15 protein-coding genes are annotated in these 17,031 nt (G+C 61.9%); 13 read left to right on the top strand and 2 right to left on the bottom strand.

Features of this window, described 5'->3' with window-relative positions; all coding sequences use genetic code 11:
- Nucleotides 1-2,497 (bottom strand): Ig-like domain-containing protein (locus tag PPA02S_RS10520; protein WP_042141580.1); only part of this gene is annotated, 2,497 nt, incomplete at its 3' end.
- Nucleotides 2,498-2,687: 190 nt separating this feature from the next.
- Nucleotides 2,688-4,241 (bottom strand): nitric oxide reductase transcriptional regulator NorR, encoded by a 1,554-nt coding sequence (gene norR / locus PPA02S_RS10515; RefSeq protein WP_028631625.1) that lies wholly within the window; start codon nt 4,239-4,241, stop codon nt 2,688-2,690.
- 155 nt (nt 4,242-4,396) lie between these two features.
- Between norR and hmpA the strand changes: the two genes are divergently transcribed.
- From hmpA to PPA02S_RS10450, 13 genes are all read left to right on the top strand, one after another.
- Entirely contained in the window at nt 4,397-5,575 is a 1,179-nt protein-coding gene (hmpA, locus tag PPA02S_RS10510; RefSeq protein WP_028631624.1) for an NO-inducible flavohemoprotein, read from the top strand.
- Between the two features lie 269 nt (nt 5,576-5,844).
- A complete protein-coding gene (locus PPA02S_RS10505; protein ID WP_028631623.1) occupies nt 5,845-6,351 on the top strand; it encodes a disulfide bond formation protein B in 507 nt (168 codons plus the stop codon).
- Between the two features lie 558 nt (nt 6,352-6,909).
- Nucleotides 6,910-7,851 carry a ubiquinol oxidase subunit II gene (gene cyoA, locus PPA02S_RS10500; RefSeq protein ID WP_028631622.1) on the top strand — a complete coding sequence of 314 codons (942 nt, stop codon included), beginning with the start codon at nt 6,910-6,912 and terminating at the stop codon, nt 7,849-7,851.
- Nucleotides 7,852-7,854: 3 nt separating this feature from the next.
- On the top strand, nt 7,855-9,873 hold the full coding sequence (gene cyoB / locus PPA02S_RS10495; protein WP_028631621.1) for a cytochrome o ubiquinol oxidase subunit I: 2,019 nt from the start codon (nt 7,855-7,857) through the stop codon (nt 9,871-9,873).
- 3 nt (nt 9,874-9,876) lie between these two features.
- Complete coding sequence (gene cyoC, locus PPA02S_RS10490) at nt 9,877-10,497, top strand: cytochrome o ubiquinol oxidase subunit III (RefSeq protein WP_028631620.1); 621 nt, start codon at nt 9,877-9,879, stop codon at nt 10,495-10,497.
- A complete protein-coding gene (gene cyoD, locus PPA02S_RS10485; RefSeq protein ID WP_028631619.1) occupies nt 10,497-10,829 on the top strand; it encodes a cytochrome o ubiquinol oxidase subunit IV in 333 nt (110 codons plus the stop codon). The genes cyoC and cyoD overlap by 1 nt, the downstream gene beginning before the upstream one ends.
- An 11-nt stretch (nt 10,830-10,840) precedes the next feature.
- Nucleotides 10,841-11,728 carry a heme o synthase gene (cyoE, locus tag PPA02S_RS10480; protein WP_028631618.1) on the top strand — a complete coding sequence of 296 codons (888 nt, stop codon included), beginning with the start codon at nt 10,841-10,843 and terminating at the stop codon, nt 11,726-11,728.
- Between the two features lie 239 nt (nt 11,729-11,967).
- Nucleotides 11,968-13,176 carry an alanine transaminase gene (gene alaC / locus PPA02S_RS10475; protein WP_028631617.1) on the top strand — a complete coding sequence of 403 codons (1,209 nt, stop codon included), beginning with the start codon at nt 11,968-11,970 and terminating at the stop codon, nt 13,174-13,176.
- Nucleotides 13,177-13,291: 115 nt separating this feature from the next.
- Nucleotides 13,292-14,419 carry a hypothetical protein gene (locus PPA02S_RS10470; protein WP_028631616.1) on the top strand — a complete coding sequence of 376 codons (1,128 nt, stop codon included), beginning with the start codon at nt 13,292-13,294 and terminating at the stop codon, nt 14,417-14,419.
- 155 nt (nt 14,420-14,574) lie between these two features.
- Nucleotides 14,575-14,958 carry a YkgJ family cysteine cluster protein gene (locus PPA02S_RS10465; RefSeq protein ID WP_028631615.1) on the top strand — a complete coding sequence of 128 codons (384 nt, stop codon included), beginning with the start codon at nt 14,575-14,577 and terminating at the stop codon, nt 14,956-14,958.
- Between the two features lie 475 nt (nt 14,959-15,433).
- Entirely contained in the window at nt 15,434-15,997 is a 564-nt protein-coding gene (locus PPA02S_RS10460; RefSeq protein WP_028631614.1) for a GNAT family N-acetyltransferase, read from the top strand.
- A 78-nt stretch (nt 15,998-16,075) separates the two neighbouring features.
- Nucleotides 16,076-16,615: a hypothetical protein gene (locus tag PPA02S_RS10455; protein ID WP_028631613.1), complete on the top strand. Its 540-nt coding sequence runs from the start codon at nt 16,076-16,078 to the stop codon at nt 16,613-16,615.
- Between the two features lie 20 nt (nt 16,616-16,635).
- Nucleotides 16,636-17,022, top strand: coding sequence for a lysozyme inhibitor LprI family protein (locus PPA02S_RS10450; protein ID WP_028631612.1), 387 nt, complete (start codon nt 16,636-16,638; stop codon nt 17,020-17,022).
- Nucleotides 17,023-17,031 lie beyond the last annotated feature (9 nt).

Genomic DNA, 17,031 nt, shown 5'->3' with positions numbered 1-17,031 from the left:
TGGCGGTTGATGTATTGCCAGCGGCATCAGTGGCGGTGGCTTGCAGCACTTCGCCGTCCACTTGGGGTGGCGTCAGGCTGATGTTGAACAAGCCCGTTGCGCCGACCACTGCGGTGCCAAGCTCAGTGCCGTTAGCCGCCAATATACGTACGGTGCTACCCGGTTCTGCGCGACCTGTAATCACAGTCCCGTCTGCACTGACGGCCAATTCGGTCGGTGCCGCAGGTGCGGTGATATCGGGTGCTGTGACCTGAGCGGGGAGGGAAGACAGGCCGTTTTCGATGGCGACTACGTCCAGTAATTCACCGTTGGCTTGAGCAGGGTTCAGCGTGATGCTAAAGGTGCCATCGGCATTGGCGACAGCACTATCAATCAACGTGCCATCTGCCCCACGGACTTCTACGCGAGAGCCAGCCGGTGCATTACCCGTCAGCGCTGTACCGTCCGCGTTGACGGTCAGGTTGGTCGGGCTCTCCGGCGCGGTGGTAAGAGGGACCTCGTAATCCACGGCGACCGAAGCGTTACCGCTTGGGTCAATCTGCACCAGGCTCAATTGCTCGCCGGGCTGTGCAGCAGGATCAAGGCTGACCAGGAAGGTGCCATTGGCAGTGACCACGCCACGACCCAGTAGATTACCGTCGGCGTCACGCACTTCGACGGTGGCGCCGGCTTCGCCTCGCCCGCTCAGGGCAGTGCCGCCAGGGCCGACCAGGATATTGGTCACCGCATCGGGCGGGGTGATGTCGGGTGCATCGAATTGCAGAGGTGCAGAAACGTTACCGGCAGCATCCACCAGCCGCACATCCAGGGCTTGGCCGTTGGCCTGGGCAGGGGACAAGGTCAGGCTGAACAGCCCGTCAGCCCCGACAACGCCAGTGCCGATCAGAGTGCCAGCGGCATCACGCACCTGAACTGTGGCGCCTGGTTCACCGCGGCCGGTGAAGGTCACGCCGTCTGCCAGGGCCAGGTCGGTGGGTTGTGCGGGAGCAGTGAGGTCCGGCGAGGCGACGCTGCCGGGGGGCGATACATTGCCAGCGGCATCGGTAAGGGTAACCTGCAGGGTGCTGCCGTCTTTCACAGCTGGGTTCAGTGACACCGCAAATGTGCCATTCGGCCCCACGGTTCCAGTGGCAATGACATTACCTGCGGCATCACGCACCTGCACGGTGGTGCCGGCTTCACCTCGGCCAGTCAGTCGCGTACCGGCAAGGCCAACCGCCAGATCGACCGGTGCACCAGGCGGTGTGGTATCGACGCCGTCGATGTCCGGCGCAGTGATGGTGGCGCCAGGTGAAAGGTTGCCGGCCGCATCGGTAGCCGTCACCGTCAAGCCTTGCCCATCTGTCTGGGCAGGTTGCAGGGTGATGCTGAACAGACCATCGGCACCGGCTGTTGCAGTGCCCAACAACACCCCACCCGCGCCCCTTACCGCCACGGTCGAGCCCGGCTCGGCGCGGCCTGTGAGCGTTGTGCCTTGAGCGCTCACAGCGAGGTCGGTCGGTGCGAGAGGGGGTGTCAGATCGGGTGCGGTGATGCTGCTGGCCTGCGAGACATTGCCGGCGGCATCGGTCAAGGTCACCTGCAAGCTCTCGCTGTTGATCTGCGCGGGGCTGAGTACAACGCTGAAGCTGCCGTCAGCTGCCACACTGCCGCTGCCTATCACATTGCCAGCGGCGTCGCGGACGTTCACGGTGGCGCCTGGTTCACCCCGGCCGGTCAGCGTAACGCCCTGGGCATCAATGGCCAGATCGCCAGGGGGAAGGGGGGCGGTCGCATCCGGGGCAGTGACCGTTCCCGGTGCCGACTCGTTGCCAGCCCCGTCGGTCAAGGTTACCTGCAGGTTCTCGTTGTTGACCTGCGGTGGGTTGAGCGCAACCTCGAAGCTACCGTCTGCGCCGACGGTGCCATTACCAATCACGTTCCCCGCCGCATCCCGGACATTGACCGTAGCGCCTGCCTCGCCACGGCCGGACAGGCGCAGCCCGTCGGGCGATACCAGCAAGTCGATGGGTGTCGCCGGGGCTGTGGTGTCCGGTGCAGGGGCGCTGCCACCACCACCACCGCCGCCACCACCGGAAACCGCTGCCGCACCGCCCCCTACACCCAGCAGGCTAAGGCCCGCAATTGCCCAGGTTGGCATCGCTTCACCCGCTGTACCGATGCCGGCGACCAGCTCGTCCAGCGAGGCGACCTCATTGAAGGTGAAGCCGGTGAATGCTGCCGCGTCGTAGTCAGCGTGCCACAGGGTGCCGTCTTCGCCGACGAAGACCATGTCGCTGCCGACGCCTGCCTGGTTCACCGCGAAGAAGTTACCGATGGTGACTTTTTCGCCGGACTTGAGCGTGACGATCAGGTCTTGCCCGCGCTGGGTGACGGTGGCGACCTGGTCGGGGGAGACGGGCATCTGGACCACACCGGGTCCGTTCAGGCTGATATTGCCCCAGGCGTTCTGGGTGGCGACGGCGGATTGCTTATCGGCGACGACGATGTTTTCCATAGGTAGCTCCCTGCTGGTGTGCGAATCCCCCGGCCCGAAATCCTCGGGCCGCCGCTGCGTCACCGGCCCTTGAAGGGCGCCTGCGCGCAGCCTCGACCGCCTGGTCAAGATGTGGGTGGTTAGGGAGATATAGCAGCCAGGCAAGAAGCAACCAGATGGCTTTCTGGGTTAATCCTTTTGTGAGAAAACCTCAGCGAAGGCCCAGTCTGCGGGCCAATCGGCTCAGGTTGGCACGGTCCAGGCCAAGCTCTCGGGAGGCAGCTGCCCAGTTTTCCTGATGCCGTTGCAGGCAGTTTTCGATCACCTGCCGCTGGTAGGCATCGACTGCTTCGCGCAGCCCGGTTGTGGGCAGCGGCGCCGCCGTATCGGGTTGCTGGGAGGGGGTGTCTACGGTTGGCAGTGCTGAGGGGCGCAGGTCCAGGTCGGCAGCCCCAAGGGTGAGGATGCGCGGGCGCTCTGCATGTTGCCCCAGGGCTTTGAGGGCGGAGCGGCCGATCAGGTGCTCCAGTTCGCGCACATTGCCAGGCCAGCCGTAGGCAACCAGCGCAGCCTGCCCGTCAGGGCTCAGCCGAAGGCTGTTCAGGCCAAGGCGTGATCGGTTCTGTTCCAGAAAATAGCCCGCCAATAGCAGCACATCGCGACCTCTTTCTCGCAGTGGGGGGACGTGCAGAGGGTATACGCTGAGGCGGTGATAAAAGTCTGCCCGGAAGCGGCCCTCGCGTACTTCAGCTGCCAGGTCGCGGTTGGTGGCTGCGATCAGGCGCACGTCCACGCGGTGCTCGCGGTCCGAGCCCAGGCGCTGCAGCTGGCCGCTCTGCAGTACCCGAAGCAGCTTGGCTTGCACGGTCAACGGCAGTTCGCCCACCTCGTCAAGGAACAGGGTGCCACCGTTGGCCAGCTCGAACTTGCCGCGGCGCTCGCCGTGGGCGCCGGTGAACGCACCGCGGACATGGCCGAACAGTTCGCTTTCCACCAGGGTGTCCGGCAGGGCTGCGCAGTTCAGGCTGACCATCGGTTTGCCGGCACGGTTGCTCGCCTTGTGCAGCGCCTGGGCTACCAGCTCCTTGCCCACGCCGGTCTCGCCACTGATCAGCACGGTCAGGTCGCTGCCGCCCACCAGGCGAATTTCATCCGCCAGGCGTTTGTGTGCAGGGCTCTGGCCGATCAGTTCCTTGTCCTGGCCGCTGGCCTGGCGGTACACCTCGGCGCGCTGGTGCTCGTCCTCGGCGCGCAGGGCCAGGTGCTCGATGCGCTCGGCAACGGTCACCGTAGCCGCGGCCAGGCTGGCGAACGCTTGCAGGGCGTCCAGCTCCAGGCTCTGGAACTGCCCGGGGGTCAGGGCGTCCAGGGTAACAAGCCCCCAGGGTTGTTCATCGACCATCAGCGGGCAGCCCATGCAGTCGTGAACCTCCAGGTCCACGCCTGGGGCGTTGACCAGGCCATCGTAGGGGTCCGGTAGGTCTGAGTCGCTAGGGAAGCGGGTAGGGGAAGGGCGGCTCAGCAGTTGCTGGAAGCGTGGGTGCTCACTGACGCGGAAGCGCCGGCCCAGGGTATCGGGGCTCAGGCCATCCACCGCCAGCGGTACCAGCCATTCCCCGTCCAGGCGCAATAACGCTGCCGCATCGCAGGGCAACAGGCTGCGCATGGCTTGCAATAGCCTTCGATAGCGCTCCTGATCGGGCAGGTCTCGTGACAGGTCGCTGACCAGCGGCAATAGGGCAGTGAGCAGTGGCTTTGCGGTCATATGGACTCCAGTGGGTCTATATGACTATACGCGTGGCATTGTCTTTTTGACATGGTGATGACTCAAAGGCCCGGAATCACCGCTTCTGCGAGTTGGCATGAATGGTGAAATACCTGGGGCAATCATTCGAAGCGAAAGGCTCAGGAGTTACCGCAATGCTTAATGCCGAACAACGTGCAATCATCAAGGCCACTGTGCCCCTGCTGGAAAGCGGCGGCGAGGCGCTGACCACCCATTTTTACCAGATGATGCTCGCCGAGTACCCGCAGGTGCGCCCGCTATTCAACCAGGCCCACCAGGCCAGCGGTGACCAGCCCCGTGCGCTGGCCAACGGTGTGCTGATGTACGCCCGCCACATCGACCAGTTGGAGCAACTGGGTGGGCTGGTCGGGCAGATCATCAACAAGCACGTGGCATTGCAAATTTTGCCTGAGCACTACCCCATCGTGGGCAGTTGCCTGCTGCGTGCCATCGAAGAAGTGCTGGGCAAGGACATTGCCACGCCTGCAGTCATCGACGCCTGGGCTGCCGCCTATGGGCAGTTGGCAGACATCCTGATCGGTGCCGAGGAAGGCCTGTACAAGCAGAAGGAGGAGGCAGAAGGCGGCTGGCGCGGTACTCGCGAGTTTCGCTTGGTGCGCCGCGAGCAGGAGAGCAGCGAGATCGTCTCGTTCTACTTCGCCCCGGTGGACGGCAAACCGGTGCTCAAGGCTGAGCCAGGCCAGTACATCGGCCTCAAACTGCTGATCGAGGGCACCGAGCAGCGGCGCAACTACTCGCTGTCCGCCTTGTGCGACGGCGAGCAGTACCGTATCAGCGTTAAGCGCGAAGCCGGTGGCAAGGTGTCCAACTACCTGCACGATCAACTGAGGGTGGGGCAGACCGTGCAGATGTTCCCGCCGGCGGGGGATTTCACGCTGGTCGAGAGCGACAAGCCTTTGCTGTTGATCAGCGGCGGTGTGGGTATTACGCCGACCTTGGCAATGCTGCAAGCGGCCTTGAAAACCGGGCGGCCAGTGCACTTCATCCACTGCGCGCGCAATGGCGCGGTGCATGCATTCCGCGACTGGGTCGATGCGCAGGCAGCACAGCACCCGCAACTCACCCGCTTTTACTGCTATGCCGAGCCGGATGACGCCGGGCAGGCTGATGCGATTGGCCTGTTGAACGAGGACCTGCTGGGTGAATGGATGCCTCGTGAGCGCGATGTCGATGCTTACTTCCTGGGGCCCAAACCGTTCATGGCGGCGGTGAAGCGGCAGTTGATGGCGTTGGGGGTGCCAGAGCAGCAGAGCCGTTACGAGTTCTTTGGGCCAGCAGCGGCGCTGGTGTGATGAAGATGCTTCATCTTCCTTCCTGCCTATATATAAAGAAATAGAGATCTGCTCGCGCCTACGCCAGGGGGCTGTACACCACGACCAAACCCACGTCATCCCCCTGGTCGCCATCACGCTGTTCACGTACCCCCATTGAACCGACCTCTTTGAACCGTGTCTGATCCGCACCGAATGAACGCGCCACACGCGCAAACGCTTGCCCGGCGTGTAGACTTGCGCTCAGGCTGGCGGATCACGCGGCGACCCATTCATCGAAGGAACCGGCAATGAACGAACAAACATCGCGCCTGAATCGGGAACGGCGCTTTCTGGTGCTGTTGGGCCTGATCTGCGTTTCGCTGATCGGGGGCGCCCTGTACATGCAGGTGGTATTGGGCGAGGCGCCTTGCCCGCTGTGCATCCTGCAGCGCTACGCATTGCTGTTCATCGCCGTGTTTGCCTTCCTGGCTGCCGCCATGCCGGGGCGCCGCAGCCTGACCTTCTTCGAAGTGCTGGTGGTGCTCAGCGCCGTGGGCGGAATCATTGCAGCCGGCAACCATGTGTATATACTCGCCAACCCCATGGTCAGTTGCGGCATCGATACCCTGCAGCCCATCGTGGACGACCTGCCATTGGCCAAGGTCTGGCCGCTGGCATTTCAGGTAGACGGTTTCTGCAGCACGCCCTACCCACCCGTGCTGGGTCTTTCACTGGCTCAATGGGCGTTGGTGGCCTTTGTGCTGACCGCCTTGCTGGTGCCGTTGGGCATCTACCGCAACCGGCGCCAGGCCTAGACAAAAGTCCCTGATCGCCACATTTTTTTCAGGGCTATGATGCGGTACCGAAAGTTGCTCAACGATTGACTCAGATCAACCCGCAGCCCTTGCGTGATGCGGGTTCCAGGGCTACTGCCAGGGGTGCGACAAACTGTCGCGAAGTTGAGTTTTGAGGCGCTATTGTTGCGCATTCTGTAAAAGACTGTTGCTCAATAAGTCATAGTCAAGGGTTGGCGACCTATCTACAATCGCCCCCAATTTCCGTTCGGCACTGCTTGCAAGTCGCAGGATTGAAGGAAGCCAAGGCGCTCCCTTTTGCTGACTTCGTCAAGTTTCGCCCAACGGCGATACCGGGCGGACCCCCCTCCGCGTTTTCCCGCACCAAATGGACTTGGTCTGCTGTACAGGCCTGTTGCCTACGAAACCAAAAGCACCACTAACCCGCTTCACGCCAAGGTCCTGCAGTCGGGCCCAGGCAGGGGCGGGTACGGGCGCAACATGCCTCACTTGGCAGGACGAAGTGCTGGCTACCAAAACACAAATTGCATTGAAGCAAGCTGATCTAGAGGTCGTGAGATGAGTAAAAAGCGTTACCCCAGACTGTTTGGCATATTGCCCTTTTTAGGCATGCTTTTACTCAGTGGGTGCAACTGGACCCTGCTCGACCCGAAGGGCCAGGTCGGCATTGAGCAAAAGAACCTGATCCTCATTGCGATCGGCCTGATGCTGCTGGTCGTAGTGCCGGTCATCATCATGACCGTGGTCTTCGCCTGGAAGTATCGCGCGTCCAACAAGGCTGCCACCTACACCCCTGACTGGTCGCACTCGAGCAAGATCGAGGCTGCCGTCTGGATCATCCCGATTCTGATCATCATCGTGCTGGGCTATGTGACCTACAAGTCCACCCACAAGCTCGACCCGTATCGCCCGCTGGACTCCGACGTCAAGCCGGTACAGATCGACGTAATCGCGCTGGACTGGAAGTGGCTGTTCATCTACCCGGAACAAGGCATTGCCACGGTCAACAAGATCGTCTTCCCGGCCAATACCCCGGTCAACTTCCGCGTCACCTCCGACGCCGTGATGAACTCCTTCTTCATCCCGGGCCTGGGTGGCCAGATCTACGCCATGGCGGGCATGACCACCAAGCTGCACCTGATCGCCAACGAAAACGGCGTGTTCGACGGTATCAGCGCCAACTACAGCGGTGCTGGCTTCACCGGCATGAAATTCAAGGCTACTGCCACGACCCAGGAAGACTTCGACAAGTGGGTCGCCGAGGTCAAGCAGTCGCCGAAGAAGCTGGACAAGGCCACCTACGACGCCTTGGCCAAACCAAGCGAAAACAACCCAGTCGAGCTGTATAGCGAGGCTTCGCCAGAGCAGTTCCAGCTGATCGTCGACAAGTACGAAGGCATGAACCGCGGCCGTAGCCACGAAGAAGCAGGCAGCAAAGACCTGGCCACAACCAAGGGTGTGGAATCGAGTACGCAACCAGCTGCCGGTGCAGAGGAGTAAGAGATGTTCGGTAAATTAACCCTGGAGGCGATACCCTATCACGAGCCGATAGTCATGGTGACACTCGCCATGATCGCGCTCGGTGGTATCGCTGTCGTCGGTGCTGTCACCTACTTCCGCAAGTGGTCCTACTTGTGGACTGAGTGGTTGACGACTGTCGACCACAAGAAAATCGGGGTGATGTACATCATCGTCGCGATGGTCATGCTGCTGCGCGGCTTTGCCGACGCCATCATGATGCGTACCCAGCTGGCTGCCGCTACCGGTGGCTCCGAAGGCTACCTGCCGCCTGAACACTATGACCAGATCTTCACCGCTCACGGTGTGATCATGATCATCTTCATGGCGATGCCGTTCTTCACCGGCCTGATGAACCTCGCGGTTCCTCTGCAGATCGGTGCACGTGACGTTGCCTTCCCGTTCCTGAACTCCCTGAGCTTCTACCTGCTGCTGGCAGGCGTGCTGCTGGTGAACATCTCGCTGGGTGTTGGTGAATTCGCCAAGACCGGTTGGGTTGCCTATCCGCCGCTGGCGGGCATCCAGTACAGCCCTGGGGTGGGTGTCGACTATTACATCTGGGCGCTACAGCTCTCAGGGTTGGGTACGACACTAACGGGTGTGAACTTCCTCGTCACCGTGATGAAGATGCGCGCACCTGGCATGAAGCTGATGGACATGCCGATCTTCACCTGGACCTGCACCTGGGCCAACGTGCTGATCGTTGCTTCGTTCCCGATTCTGACCGCTGCATTGGCACTGCTGACTGTTGACCGTTATCTGGACTTCCACATTTTCACCAACGAGCTTGGTGGGAACCCGATGATGTACGTCAACCTGTTCTGGGCCTGGGGTCACCCTGAGGTTTACATCCTGATCCTGCCGGCCTTCGGCGTGTTCTCGGAAGTGACCTCGACGTTTGCCGGCAAGCGCCTGTTTGGCCACCACGCGATGATCTACGCATCGGGTGCCATTGCAATTCTGGGCTTTGCGGTCTGGCTGCACCACTTCTTCACCATGGGTGCCGGCGCCAGCGTCAACACCTTCTTCGGCCTGGCGACGATGCTGATCTCCATTCCGACCGGTGTGAAGCTGTTCAACTGGCTGTTCACCATCTACCAGGGCCGCCTGCGCTTCACCGCGCCGATTCTCTGGACCCTGGGCTTCATGATCACCTTCTCCATCGGTGGCATGACCGGCGTTCTGCTGGCAGTTCCAGGTGCTGACTTCGTGCTGCACAACAGCCTGTTCGTGATCGCTCACTTCCACAACGTGATCATCGGTGGTGCGGTATTCGGCTATATCGCCGGCTTCGCCTACTGGTTCCCGAAAGCCTTTGGTTTCACCCTGAACGAGAAGTGGGGCAAAGCTGCCTTCTGGTTCTGGATCTCGGGCTTCTACGTTGCGTTCATGCCGCTGTATGCCCTGGGCTTCATGGGTATGACCCGTCGTCTGAACCACTCCGACAACCCGCTGTGGGAACCCTACCTGTACGTAGCCGTGGTCGGCGCCGTGCTGATCCTGTTCGGTATCGCCTGCCAGCTGATCCAGCTGTACGTATCGGTTCGCGACCGTCACCAGAACATGGACGTCACCGGCGACCCATGGGGCGGCCGTACGCTGGAATGGTCGACTTCGTCGCCACCTCCGTTCTACAACTTCGCCCACATGCCTGAGAAGGTTGGCCTGGACGCCTGGCACGAAGCCAAGGAAGACGGTGTTGCCTACAAGGTGCCGGCCAAGTACGAAGCGATCCACATGCCGAGCAACACCTCTACCGGTTTGTTCATGGGCCTGTTCCTGACCATCTTCGGCTTCGCGTTCATCTGGCACATCTGGTGGCTGGTCGGCGCAAGCCTGGTTGCAACCATCGCTGTCTTCGTTCGCCACGCTGCGCGTGACGACCAGGGCTTCATGGTTCCGGCCGAAGAAGTGGCGCGCATCGAAGGCGAGCGCATGCAAGCGCTGGCCAAAGCAGGTGCTCTGCCTGCCGGCGCACGTGTCGAATCGTTTGAGCGGGTGTAATCAATGTCCAGTCAAGTAATGCACGGTGCTCATGGTCATGACCATGGGCACGACGATCACCATCACGACTCGGGCCAGATGACCGTACTGGGCTTCTGGCTGTACCTGATGACCGACTGCATCCTGTTTGCGTCGCTCTTCGCCACCTACGCGGTGCTGTCCGGCAGTTTTGCCGGCGGCCCGTCGGGTCATGACATCTTCCAGCTCGATTTCGTAGCGGTAGAAACGCTGTTCCTGCTGCTGTCCTCGATCACCTTCGGCTTCGCCATGCTGAAGATGTTCGCTGGCAGCAAGTCGGGCGTACTGGGCTGGTTGGCTGTGACCTTCCTGTTCGGTGCAGGCTTCATCGCGATGGAAATCTATGAGTTCCATCACCTGATCGGCGAGGGCTTCGGCCCGCAGCGCAGTGGTTTCCTGTCGGGCTTCTTCGCCCTGGTAGGTACCCACGGCCTGCACGTGACTGCCGGCCTGATCTGGATGGCAATCATGATGTACCAGATCAACAAACACGGCATCACGCCGACCGCCAAGACCCGCATGAGCTGCCTGAGCCTGTTCTGGCACTTCCTGGACGTGGTCTGGATCTGCGTATTCACCGTCGTCTACCTGCTGGGAGTTCTGTAATGGCTAACGCACACGACACTCATCACGAGGGTGGCCACGGCAGCGTGAAGTCGTACATGATCGGCTTCGTCCTGTCGATCATCCTGACCGCGATTCCGTTCGGCCTGGTGATGTACCCAAGCCTGCCGAAGAACCTGACCGTTCTGATCGTTGTGGCCATGGCCGTGATCCAGGTTGTTGTACACCTTGTATACTTCCTGCACATGGACCGCTCGAAAGAGCAGCGCAACAACGTATCGACGTTCCTGTTCACCACGTTGGTGATCGCACTGCTGGTTGGCCTGTCGCTGTGGATCATGTTCAGCATCCACTTCGAAATGCTGGCCAAGTGAGGTAAGACTGCATGTCCGTTAAGCACTTTATCCAAATCACCAAACCGGGGATCATTTTCGGTAACGTGCTTTCCGTGGCAGGCGGTTTCTTCCTTGCCGCGAAGGGCCATGTGGACTTCGCCCTGCTCCTGGCGGTCATTGTGGGCACTTCTCTGGTGGTGGCGTCCGGTTGTGTGTTCAACAACTGCATCGACCGCGACATCGACCAGAAGATGGAGCGCACCAAGAACCGCGTCATGGTCCAGGGCGGCATGTCGCTGCCCCTCGCGCTGATTTACGCCACCCTGCTCGGGGTGGCGGGTTTCAGCTTGCTGTACGTGCAAGCCAACCCTCTGTCCGCGTTCTGCGCGCTGGTTGGCTTTGTTGTGTACGTCGGCTTCTACAGCCTGTGGCTCAAGCGCAAGTCGGTGCACGGCACCTTGGTTGGCAGCCTGTCCGGTGCCATGCCACCGGTGATCGGTTACTGCGCCGTGAGCAACAGCTTCGACCTGGCTGCGGTCACCCTGCTGGTGATGTTCAGCCTTTGGCAGATGCCACACAGCTTCGCCATCGCCATCTTCCGCTTCAAGGACTACAGCGCCGCCAACATTCCGGTACTGCCGGTGGCGCGTGGTGTGCTTGCGGCGAAGAAGCAGATCGTGCTGTACGTGCTGGCCTTCCTGCTGGCCACGTTGATGCTTACCCTGGGCGGCTACGCCGGCCTCGCTTATCTGGCTGTTGCAGCTGGCATGGGCCTGTACTGGCTGTACATGGCCTGGGGTGGCTACAAGGCTGAAGATGACAGCAAGTGGGCCCGCAAGGTATTTGGCTTCTCCATTCTCACCGTCATGGCCTTGAGCTTGATGATGGGGGTGGACAGCCAGACTGCGGCCGATGTGCTGATGACTTACGCACGCTGAAATTGCTGCCTGCTTTACGAAAAGCCCCGGCCTTTGCGCCGGGGTTTTTTATTTCAGTCATAAGCCGGTGGTTGCAATTACTCTGCCTTGCTTTTCCAACAATGCATCTAAATAAATAATAAAAAACAGGGTATTGCCCTTTACAGGTCGCCCATATCGGCACTATCTTCTGTTTCAGGCCGCCCCATGCGGCCAACGTCGCTCGGACGGTTCCGGGCGCTTACGTCTCAGAGGAAACCATGGCCAACCCAGGTTCGCCGCGCCGTTTTGCGCGCATTGATCGTCTCCCCCCTTACGTCTTCAACATCACTGCCGAACTCAAGATGGCTGCCCGCCGCCGCGGCGAGGACATCATCGACCTCAGCATGGGCAACCCTGACGGTGCCACCCCCCCGCATATCGTCGAGAAGCTGGTACAGGTCGCCCAGCGTGAGGACACCCATGGCTATTCCACCTCCCGCGGCATCCCGCGGCTGCGCCGGGCCATTTCCAACTGGTACAAGGAACGCTACGAGGTCGATATCGACCCCGAAGACGAAGCCATCGTCACCATTGGTTCCAAAGAAGGCCTTGCCCACCTGATGCTGGCCACGCTCGACCAGGGCGACACGGTGCTGGTGCCCAACCCCAGCTACCCCATCCACATCTACGGGGCGGTTATTGCCGGTGCGCAGGTACGCTCCGTGCCGTTGGTGCCGGGGGTGGACTTCTTCAACGAGCTGGAACGGGCCATCCGTGAGTCGATCCCCAAGCCCAAGATGATGATCCTGGGTTTCCCGTCCAACCCGACCGCCCAGTGCGTGGAGCTGGACTTCTTCGAGCGGGTGGTGGCCCTGGCCAAGCAGTACGGGGTGCTGGTGGTGCATGACCTGGCCTATGCCGACATCGTCTACGACGGCTGGAAGGCCCCGTCGATTATGCAGGTGCCGGGCGCCAAGGACGTTGCAGTGGAGTTTTTCACGCTGTCCAAGAGCTATAACATGGCCGGCTGGCGTATCGGCTTCATGGTCGGCAACCCGGAACTGGTCAACGCCCTGGCGCGCATCAAGAGCTACCACGACTACGGCACCTTCACCCCCCTGCAGGTAGCGGCCATCGCCGCGTTGGAAGGTGACCAGCAGTGTGTGCGTGATATTGCCGAGCAGTACCGCCAGCGCCGCAACCTGCTGGTGAAGGGGCTGCACGAGCTGGGCTGGATGGTCGAGAACCCCAAGGCGTCGATGTACGTGTGGGCCAAGATTCCGCCGCAGTATGCGCACCTGGGGTCGCTGGAGTTTGCCAAGAAACTGTTGGCCGAGGCCAAGGTGTGCGTGTCGCCGGGTATCGGTTTTGGCGACTACGGTGACGACCATGTGCGCTTCGCGCTGATCGAGAACCAAGACCGCATTCGCCAGGCCATACGCGGCATCCGCCAGATGTTCCGTGCCGACAGCGCGCCTCGCGCGTAAAGCCCTCGGGGCCGCATCGCGGCCCCACTGAAAACTACGGGGTCCGCTTCCGCCTGCTCCCCGCATACTGCCACCTCTATCTTCACCACTCATTTCTCCCCACAGAGACCCTCCAATGAGTGTATTTACCGCCTACTTCTGCGGCACCGGCTCGCACCGCTTCGACGACGCAAACCCCAACTTCTGGAATGGCGAACTGGTTTCAACGCTGGCCAACAATGATCAGGGCCGCGAGTTCGCCCACTGGATCGCCGTGGACGGCCCCGGCAGCGGCAACCTTCAGGATGACCAACTGTTCGTTGAGCCCGGCGGCTACTTCAACTGGACCGGCCAGTTGTTCGGGCGTGGCTGGGAGGAGAACGTCAACCATGTGCTGCAGGTGATCAAGGGCGAAAGCAACTGGCAACGCACCAAGCTCAGCGAAGCCGACTACGAGCGGCTGAAAAATGCCGGCGTACCGGTGCCCGAGGTGGCCTCCACGGCATCCTGGTTCTGGCGCACCTACGATTATGGCGATCGTCACCCGACGCCCCAGGAACTTCAGGAGCGCATCATCGGCATGTTCCGCAAGCCGCGCCTGCCCACCCAGGTCAACCTGGTGGGCTGGAGCCGTGGCGGCATCAGCTGCCACATGCTGGCTAATGCCATGGCTCAGGACCCTGTGCTGCGGGACATCCCGGTAAACATCTTTGCCATCGACCCGGTGCCGGGCGTGGGGAACGTTCAGCGTGAACGGGTTGCCTTGGGCAGCAATGTGCGCGAGTACGTGGGGTTCTACTCCAGGGACGAGCGCTCCAAAGGCTTTGCCTGCGTGATCCCGTCGGTGGAGGAGGGGACGCGGATCTGCATCTACCCTATGCCAGGGCGCCATGCCACGCTGGTGGGCAATGCCTCCATCGACGGCGCGGGGGTGGGCAAGCTGCTGGTGGAGCCAGGGCTGATCGTGCGGCATTACGCCGAGGTGTGCCTGGCGCGCTGGGGGGTTGAGCTTGCCGACCGGCTGGGGCTCAGCGATGCCCAGGTGATGGAGTACCACCAGGCGATCGCTGCGCGTGAGGGCCAGTACCAGGACATGCGCCGGGTGTCTTACACCGTGCTCACCGAGGGCAGCCAGCACGACCGGCTGGTGCACGAGGGGAGCAGGCAGACGGGTTTCAGCCAGGTGTGCGGCGATGGCTACGAGCCCACCGAGGGGCTAGGGCGGCAGCAGTGTGACGTGAATACCTACAAGGCGCTGTGCTGAGTGCCCGCGCGACAGGGCCTGCCCCTGTCGCCACGCAGGCATGGCGATGGACGGCAATTATTTTTGCATCCCCCCTCTATTCAGCCACCCCTGCTTGGACTGAGAATGGCGCCGCGGGCTCAGCCCGATAACAACAACCTTCCCTCCGTGCCATCATGTCCGAATATAACCCTTGCCTTGACTGCGGCGCTTGCTGCGGGTACTTCCGTGTGTCCTTCTTCTGGGGTGAGTGCCAGTCTTCCGGGGGCCTTGTGCCGGACGACCTGGTGGTGCAGATCAACCCCACCCGCGTCGCCATGATCGGCACTGATGCCAAGCCGTGCCGCTGCATCAGCCTGAAAGGTGAGATCGGGCAGGAGGTGGCGTGCACCATCTATGAAAACCGCTCCAGCCCGTGCCGTGAGTTCGATGCGTCCTGGGAGGGTGGCGTGCACAACCCCAGCTGCGACGCAGCGCGAGCGGCCTACGGCCTGCCGCCATTGACCCCGCCTGGGGCCAACGAGCCGCACTGGCCGGATGATGGGGCTGAGGTGGCTTGAGGCTGAGGTGGCCGGTCATCCTTGCTGCTCTTTCGGCATGCACTAAAAGCGTCGTGTACGCTGGCACAGGCCGCATTGGCCCGAAACAAACGTAGGAGCGAGCAAAGCTCGCGATGCGCCGCGCGGGCGGCGCTCGATCTGCGCGCCACCGCAACAATCACGTCATGCCCTTGGTTGCCATCACGCGATCTGCCTAGGCCACGACGCTGACCGGTTTGCGGGTAAACGGGTGGGGGGCTTACAGGTGGCCGCCTTGAGGTTTTTTCCGCCTGTGAGGCCGAGCGCCGCCCGCGCGGCGCATCGCGAGCTGCGCTCGCTCCTACGCTTGTTTCGGGCCAGTCATGCCTGTAACACACTAGCGCGGCCGCCTGGTTGGGCGTCCCAACTGTTGCCTCGGGCAATAATGTAAGTCAGGCGCCTTCCACCCAACATGTAGGTAAACTGTCATCTCCCCGCAATGGACAGGAGATCCGGCGTGACCCCACCCCGCAGTTTCCCCAGTGACCTCTGCCTCGACAGCCCGCGGCTGCAACTGCGCCCCATGCGCCATGCCGACGCTGCGCAGTGGTTGAAGATCATGGCCGACCCCGAGGTCATGCGCTATTGGCATCATGCACCCTGGCACAACCTGGCTGAGGCAGAAAGTGCCCTGGCCGCCGACCGCGAAGCCTACACCCGTGGCGAGCAACTGAAGCTCGGCATGTACCGCCGCGACAATGGCGAGCTGATCGGCATGGTGCAGCTGTTCAACATCGACGATGTTTCCCGCCGTGGCGAGATCGGTTACTGCCTGGCCAGCGCCGTGCAGGGGCGCGGCTACATGGATGAGGCGTTGACCTGCTTCATCGACTATATCGCCAACACCCTGCACTTGCGCCGCCTGGAAGGGGAGATCGACCCACGCAACCAAGGCTCGGCGCGCACGTTGGAGCGCCAGGGTTTCGTGCTTGAAGGTACATTGCGCGCCCGTTGGTGCGTAGCGGGTGAGTTGTCGGACTCCGGCATTTACGGCCTGCTGCTGGAGCCGCCAGTTGCCTGATGCTTTGTACCCGGTGTTTGGAGGGCGGGCCGGGCATGGGTTAAGGTCACTCCTTGTCCCGAACTCTCCAGGTGCCCCTTGCCCGCTTTCTACCTGAGCATCAGTTTGCTGCTGTACTTGGCCGCGCTGTTTTTTGACGGCGCGCTGATGGCAGGCGGTCGCCACATGCCGGCCTTGCAGATGCTGTTGTACGGGCCATGGGGCTTGCCGTTCGGTCTGCACCAGTGGTTCGCCAACCCACTGCTGGCCCTGGCCATTCTGGCCCACCGTCGCCTGCGCCGGTTTGCGTTGCTGGCAGGGCTGGGCGCCTTGTACCTGGCGGGTAGCAGCTTCGGTATCGACCGCCTGCCCGACAACCAGAGCTATGAATTCCACGACCTGGCCGGCTTTGCCGCCGGGTTTTACCTGTGGCTGGCGGCGATCGGCGTGTTCTGCCTGGGCCAGGCCTGGCACTGCATGAAAGCGCGCTGCGCCGCCGATATGCCAGGCTGGAACTGGGCGGATGTAGCCCTCATCGCGGCACTGGCGGTGACGTTGTATGCCGCCACCCAGATGCCGTCTTTGCGCTTCGAACCCGGCAAGGTGCTGATGCCGCCGGAGCAGCCTCAGACTCTGTAACGACCACAAGGAGCGTTTGCATGATCAAGCATTATCTGGCGGGCATCGCCTTGGCCTGTACCCTGCCGCTGGCCATGGCCGACGACCATTCGCCGGCCTATGGGCAGTGCATGGACAAAGCCTCCAGCACCGTCGCCATGAGCGAATGCCTGAAGGCGGAAACCCAGGTGCAGGACCAGCGCCTGAACGCGGTGTACAAACGCCTGATGGGCAAGCTGGCCGCCGATCAGCAGAAAAGCCTGCGCGATGTACAACGCAAGTGGCTGGCCTACCGCGATGGCAACTGCCAGTTCCACCGGCAGGCCAGTGGCGGCACCATGGCCCAGCTGGAAGGCGGCACCTGCCTGATGGACATGACCCGCGACCGTGCCGCGGAGCTGGAGCGCGTACTCAGCCCCGGGCAATGACGGCTTGGG

It is taken from the genome of Pseudomonas parafulva NBRC 16636 = DSM 17004, from assembly GCF_000730645.1.
In the GTDB taxonomy this organism is placed as follows: Bacteria; Pseudomonadota; Gammaproteobacteria; order Pseudomonadales; family Pseudomonadaceae; genus Aquipseudomonas; species Aquipseudomonas parafulva.
The sequence above is the reverse complement of the archived record's forward strand: the minus strand, read 5'-3'. Positions and strand labels throughout refer to the sequence as shown.

Excerpts from the sequence above, each read along its gene's own strand:
- norR (WP_028631625.1), bottom strand. The coding sequence starts at position 4,241 with ATGACCGCAAAGCCACTGCTCACTGCCCTATTGCCGCTGGTCAGCGAC.
- hmpA (WP_028631624.1), top strand. The coding sequence starts at position 4,397 with ATGCTTAATGCCGAACAACGTGCAATCATCAAGGCCACTGTGCCCCTG.
- PPA02S_RS10505 (WP_028631623.1), top strand. The coding sequence starts at position 5,845 with ATGAACGAACAAACATCGCGCCTGAATCGGGAACGGCGCTTTCTGGTG.
- cyoA (WP_028631622.1), top strand. The coding sequence starts at position 6,910 with ATGAGTAAAAAGCGTTACCCCAGACTGTTTGGCATATTGCCCTTTTTA.
- cyoB (WP_028631621.1), top strand. The coding sequence starts at position 7,855 with ATGTTCGGTAAATTAACCCTGGAGGCGATACCCTATCACGAGCCGATA.
- cyoC (WP_028631620.1), top strand. The coding sequence starts at position 9,877 with ATGTCCAGTCAAGTAATGCACGGTGCTCATGGTCATGACCATGGGCAC.
- cyoD (WP_028631619.1), top strand. The coding sequence starts at position 10,497 with ATGGCTAACGCACACGACACTCATCACGAGGGTGGCCACGGCAGCGTG.
- cyoE (WP_028631618.1), top strand. The coding sequence starts at position 10,841 with ATGTCCGTTAAGCACTTTATCCAAATCACCAAACCGGGGATCATTTTC.
- alaC (WP_028631617.1), top strand. The coding sequence starts at position 11,968 with ATGGCCAACCCAGGTTCGCCGCGCCGTTTTGCGCGCATTGATCGTCTC.
- PPA02S_RS10470 (WP_028631616.1), top strand. The coding sequence starts at position 13,292 with ATGAGTGTATTTACCGCCTACTTCTGCGGCACCGGCTCGCACCGCTTC.
- PPA02S_RS10465 (WP_028631615.1), top strand. The coding sequence starts at position 14,575 with ATGTCCGAATATAACCCTTGCCTTGACTGCGGCGCTTGCTGCGGGTAC.
- PPA02S_RS10450 (WP_028631612.1), top strand. The coding sequence starts at position 16,636 with ATGATCAAGCATTATCTGGCGGGCATCGCCTTGGCCTGTACCCTGCCG.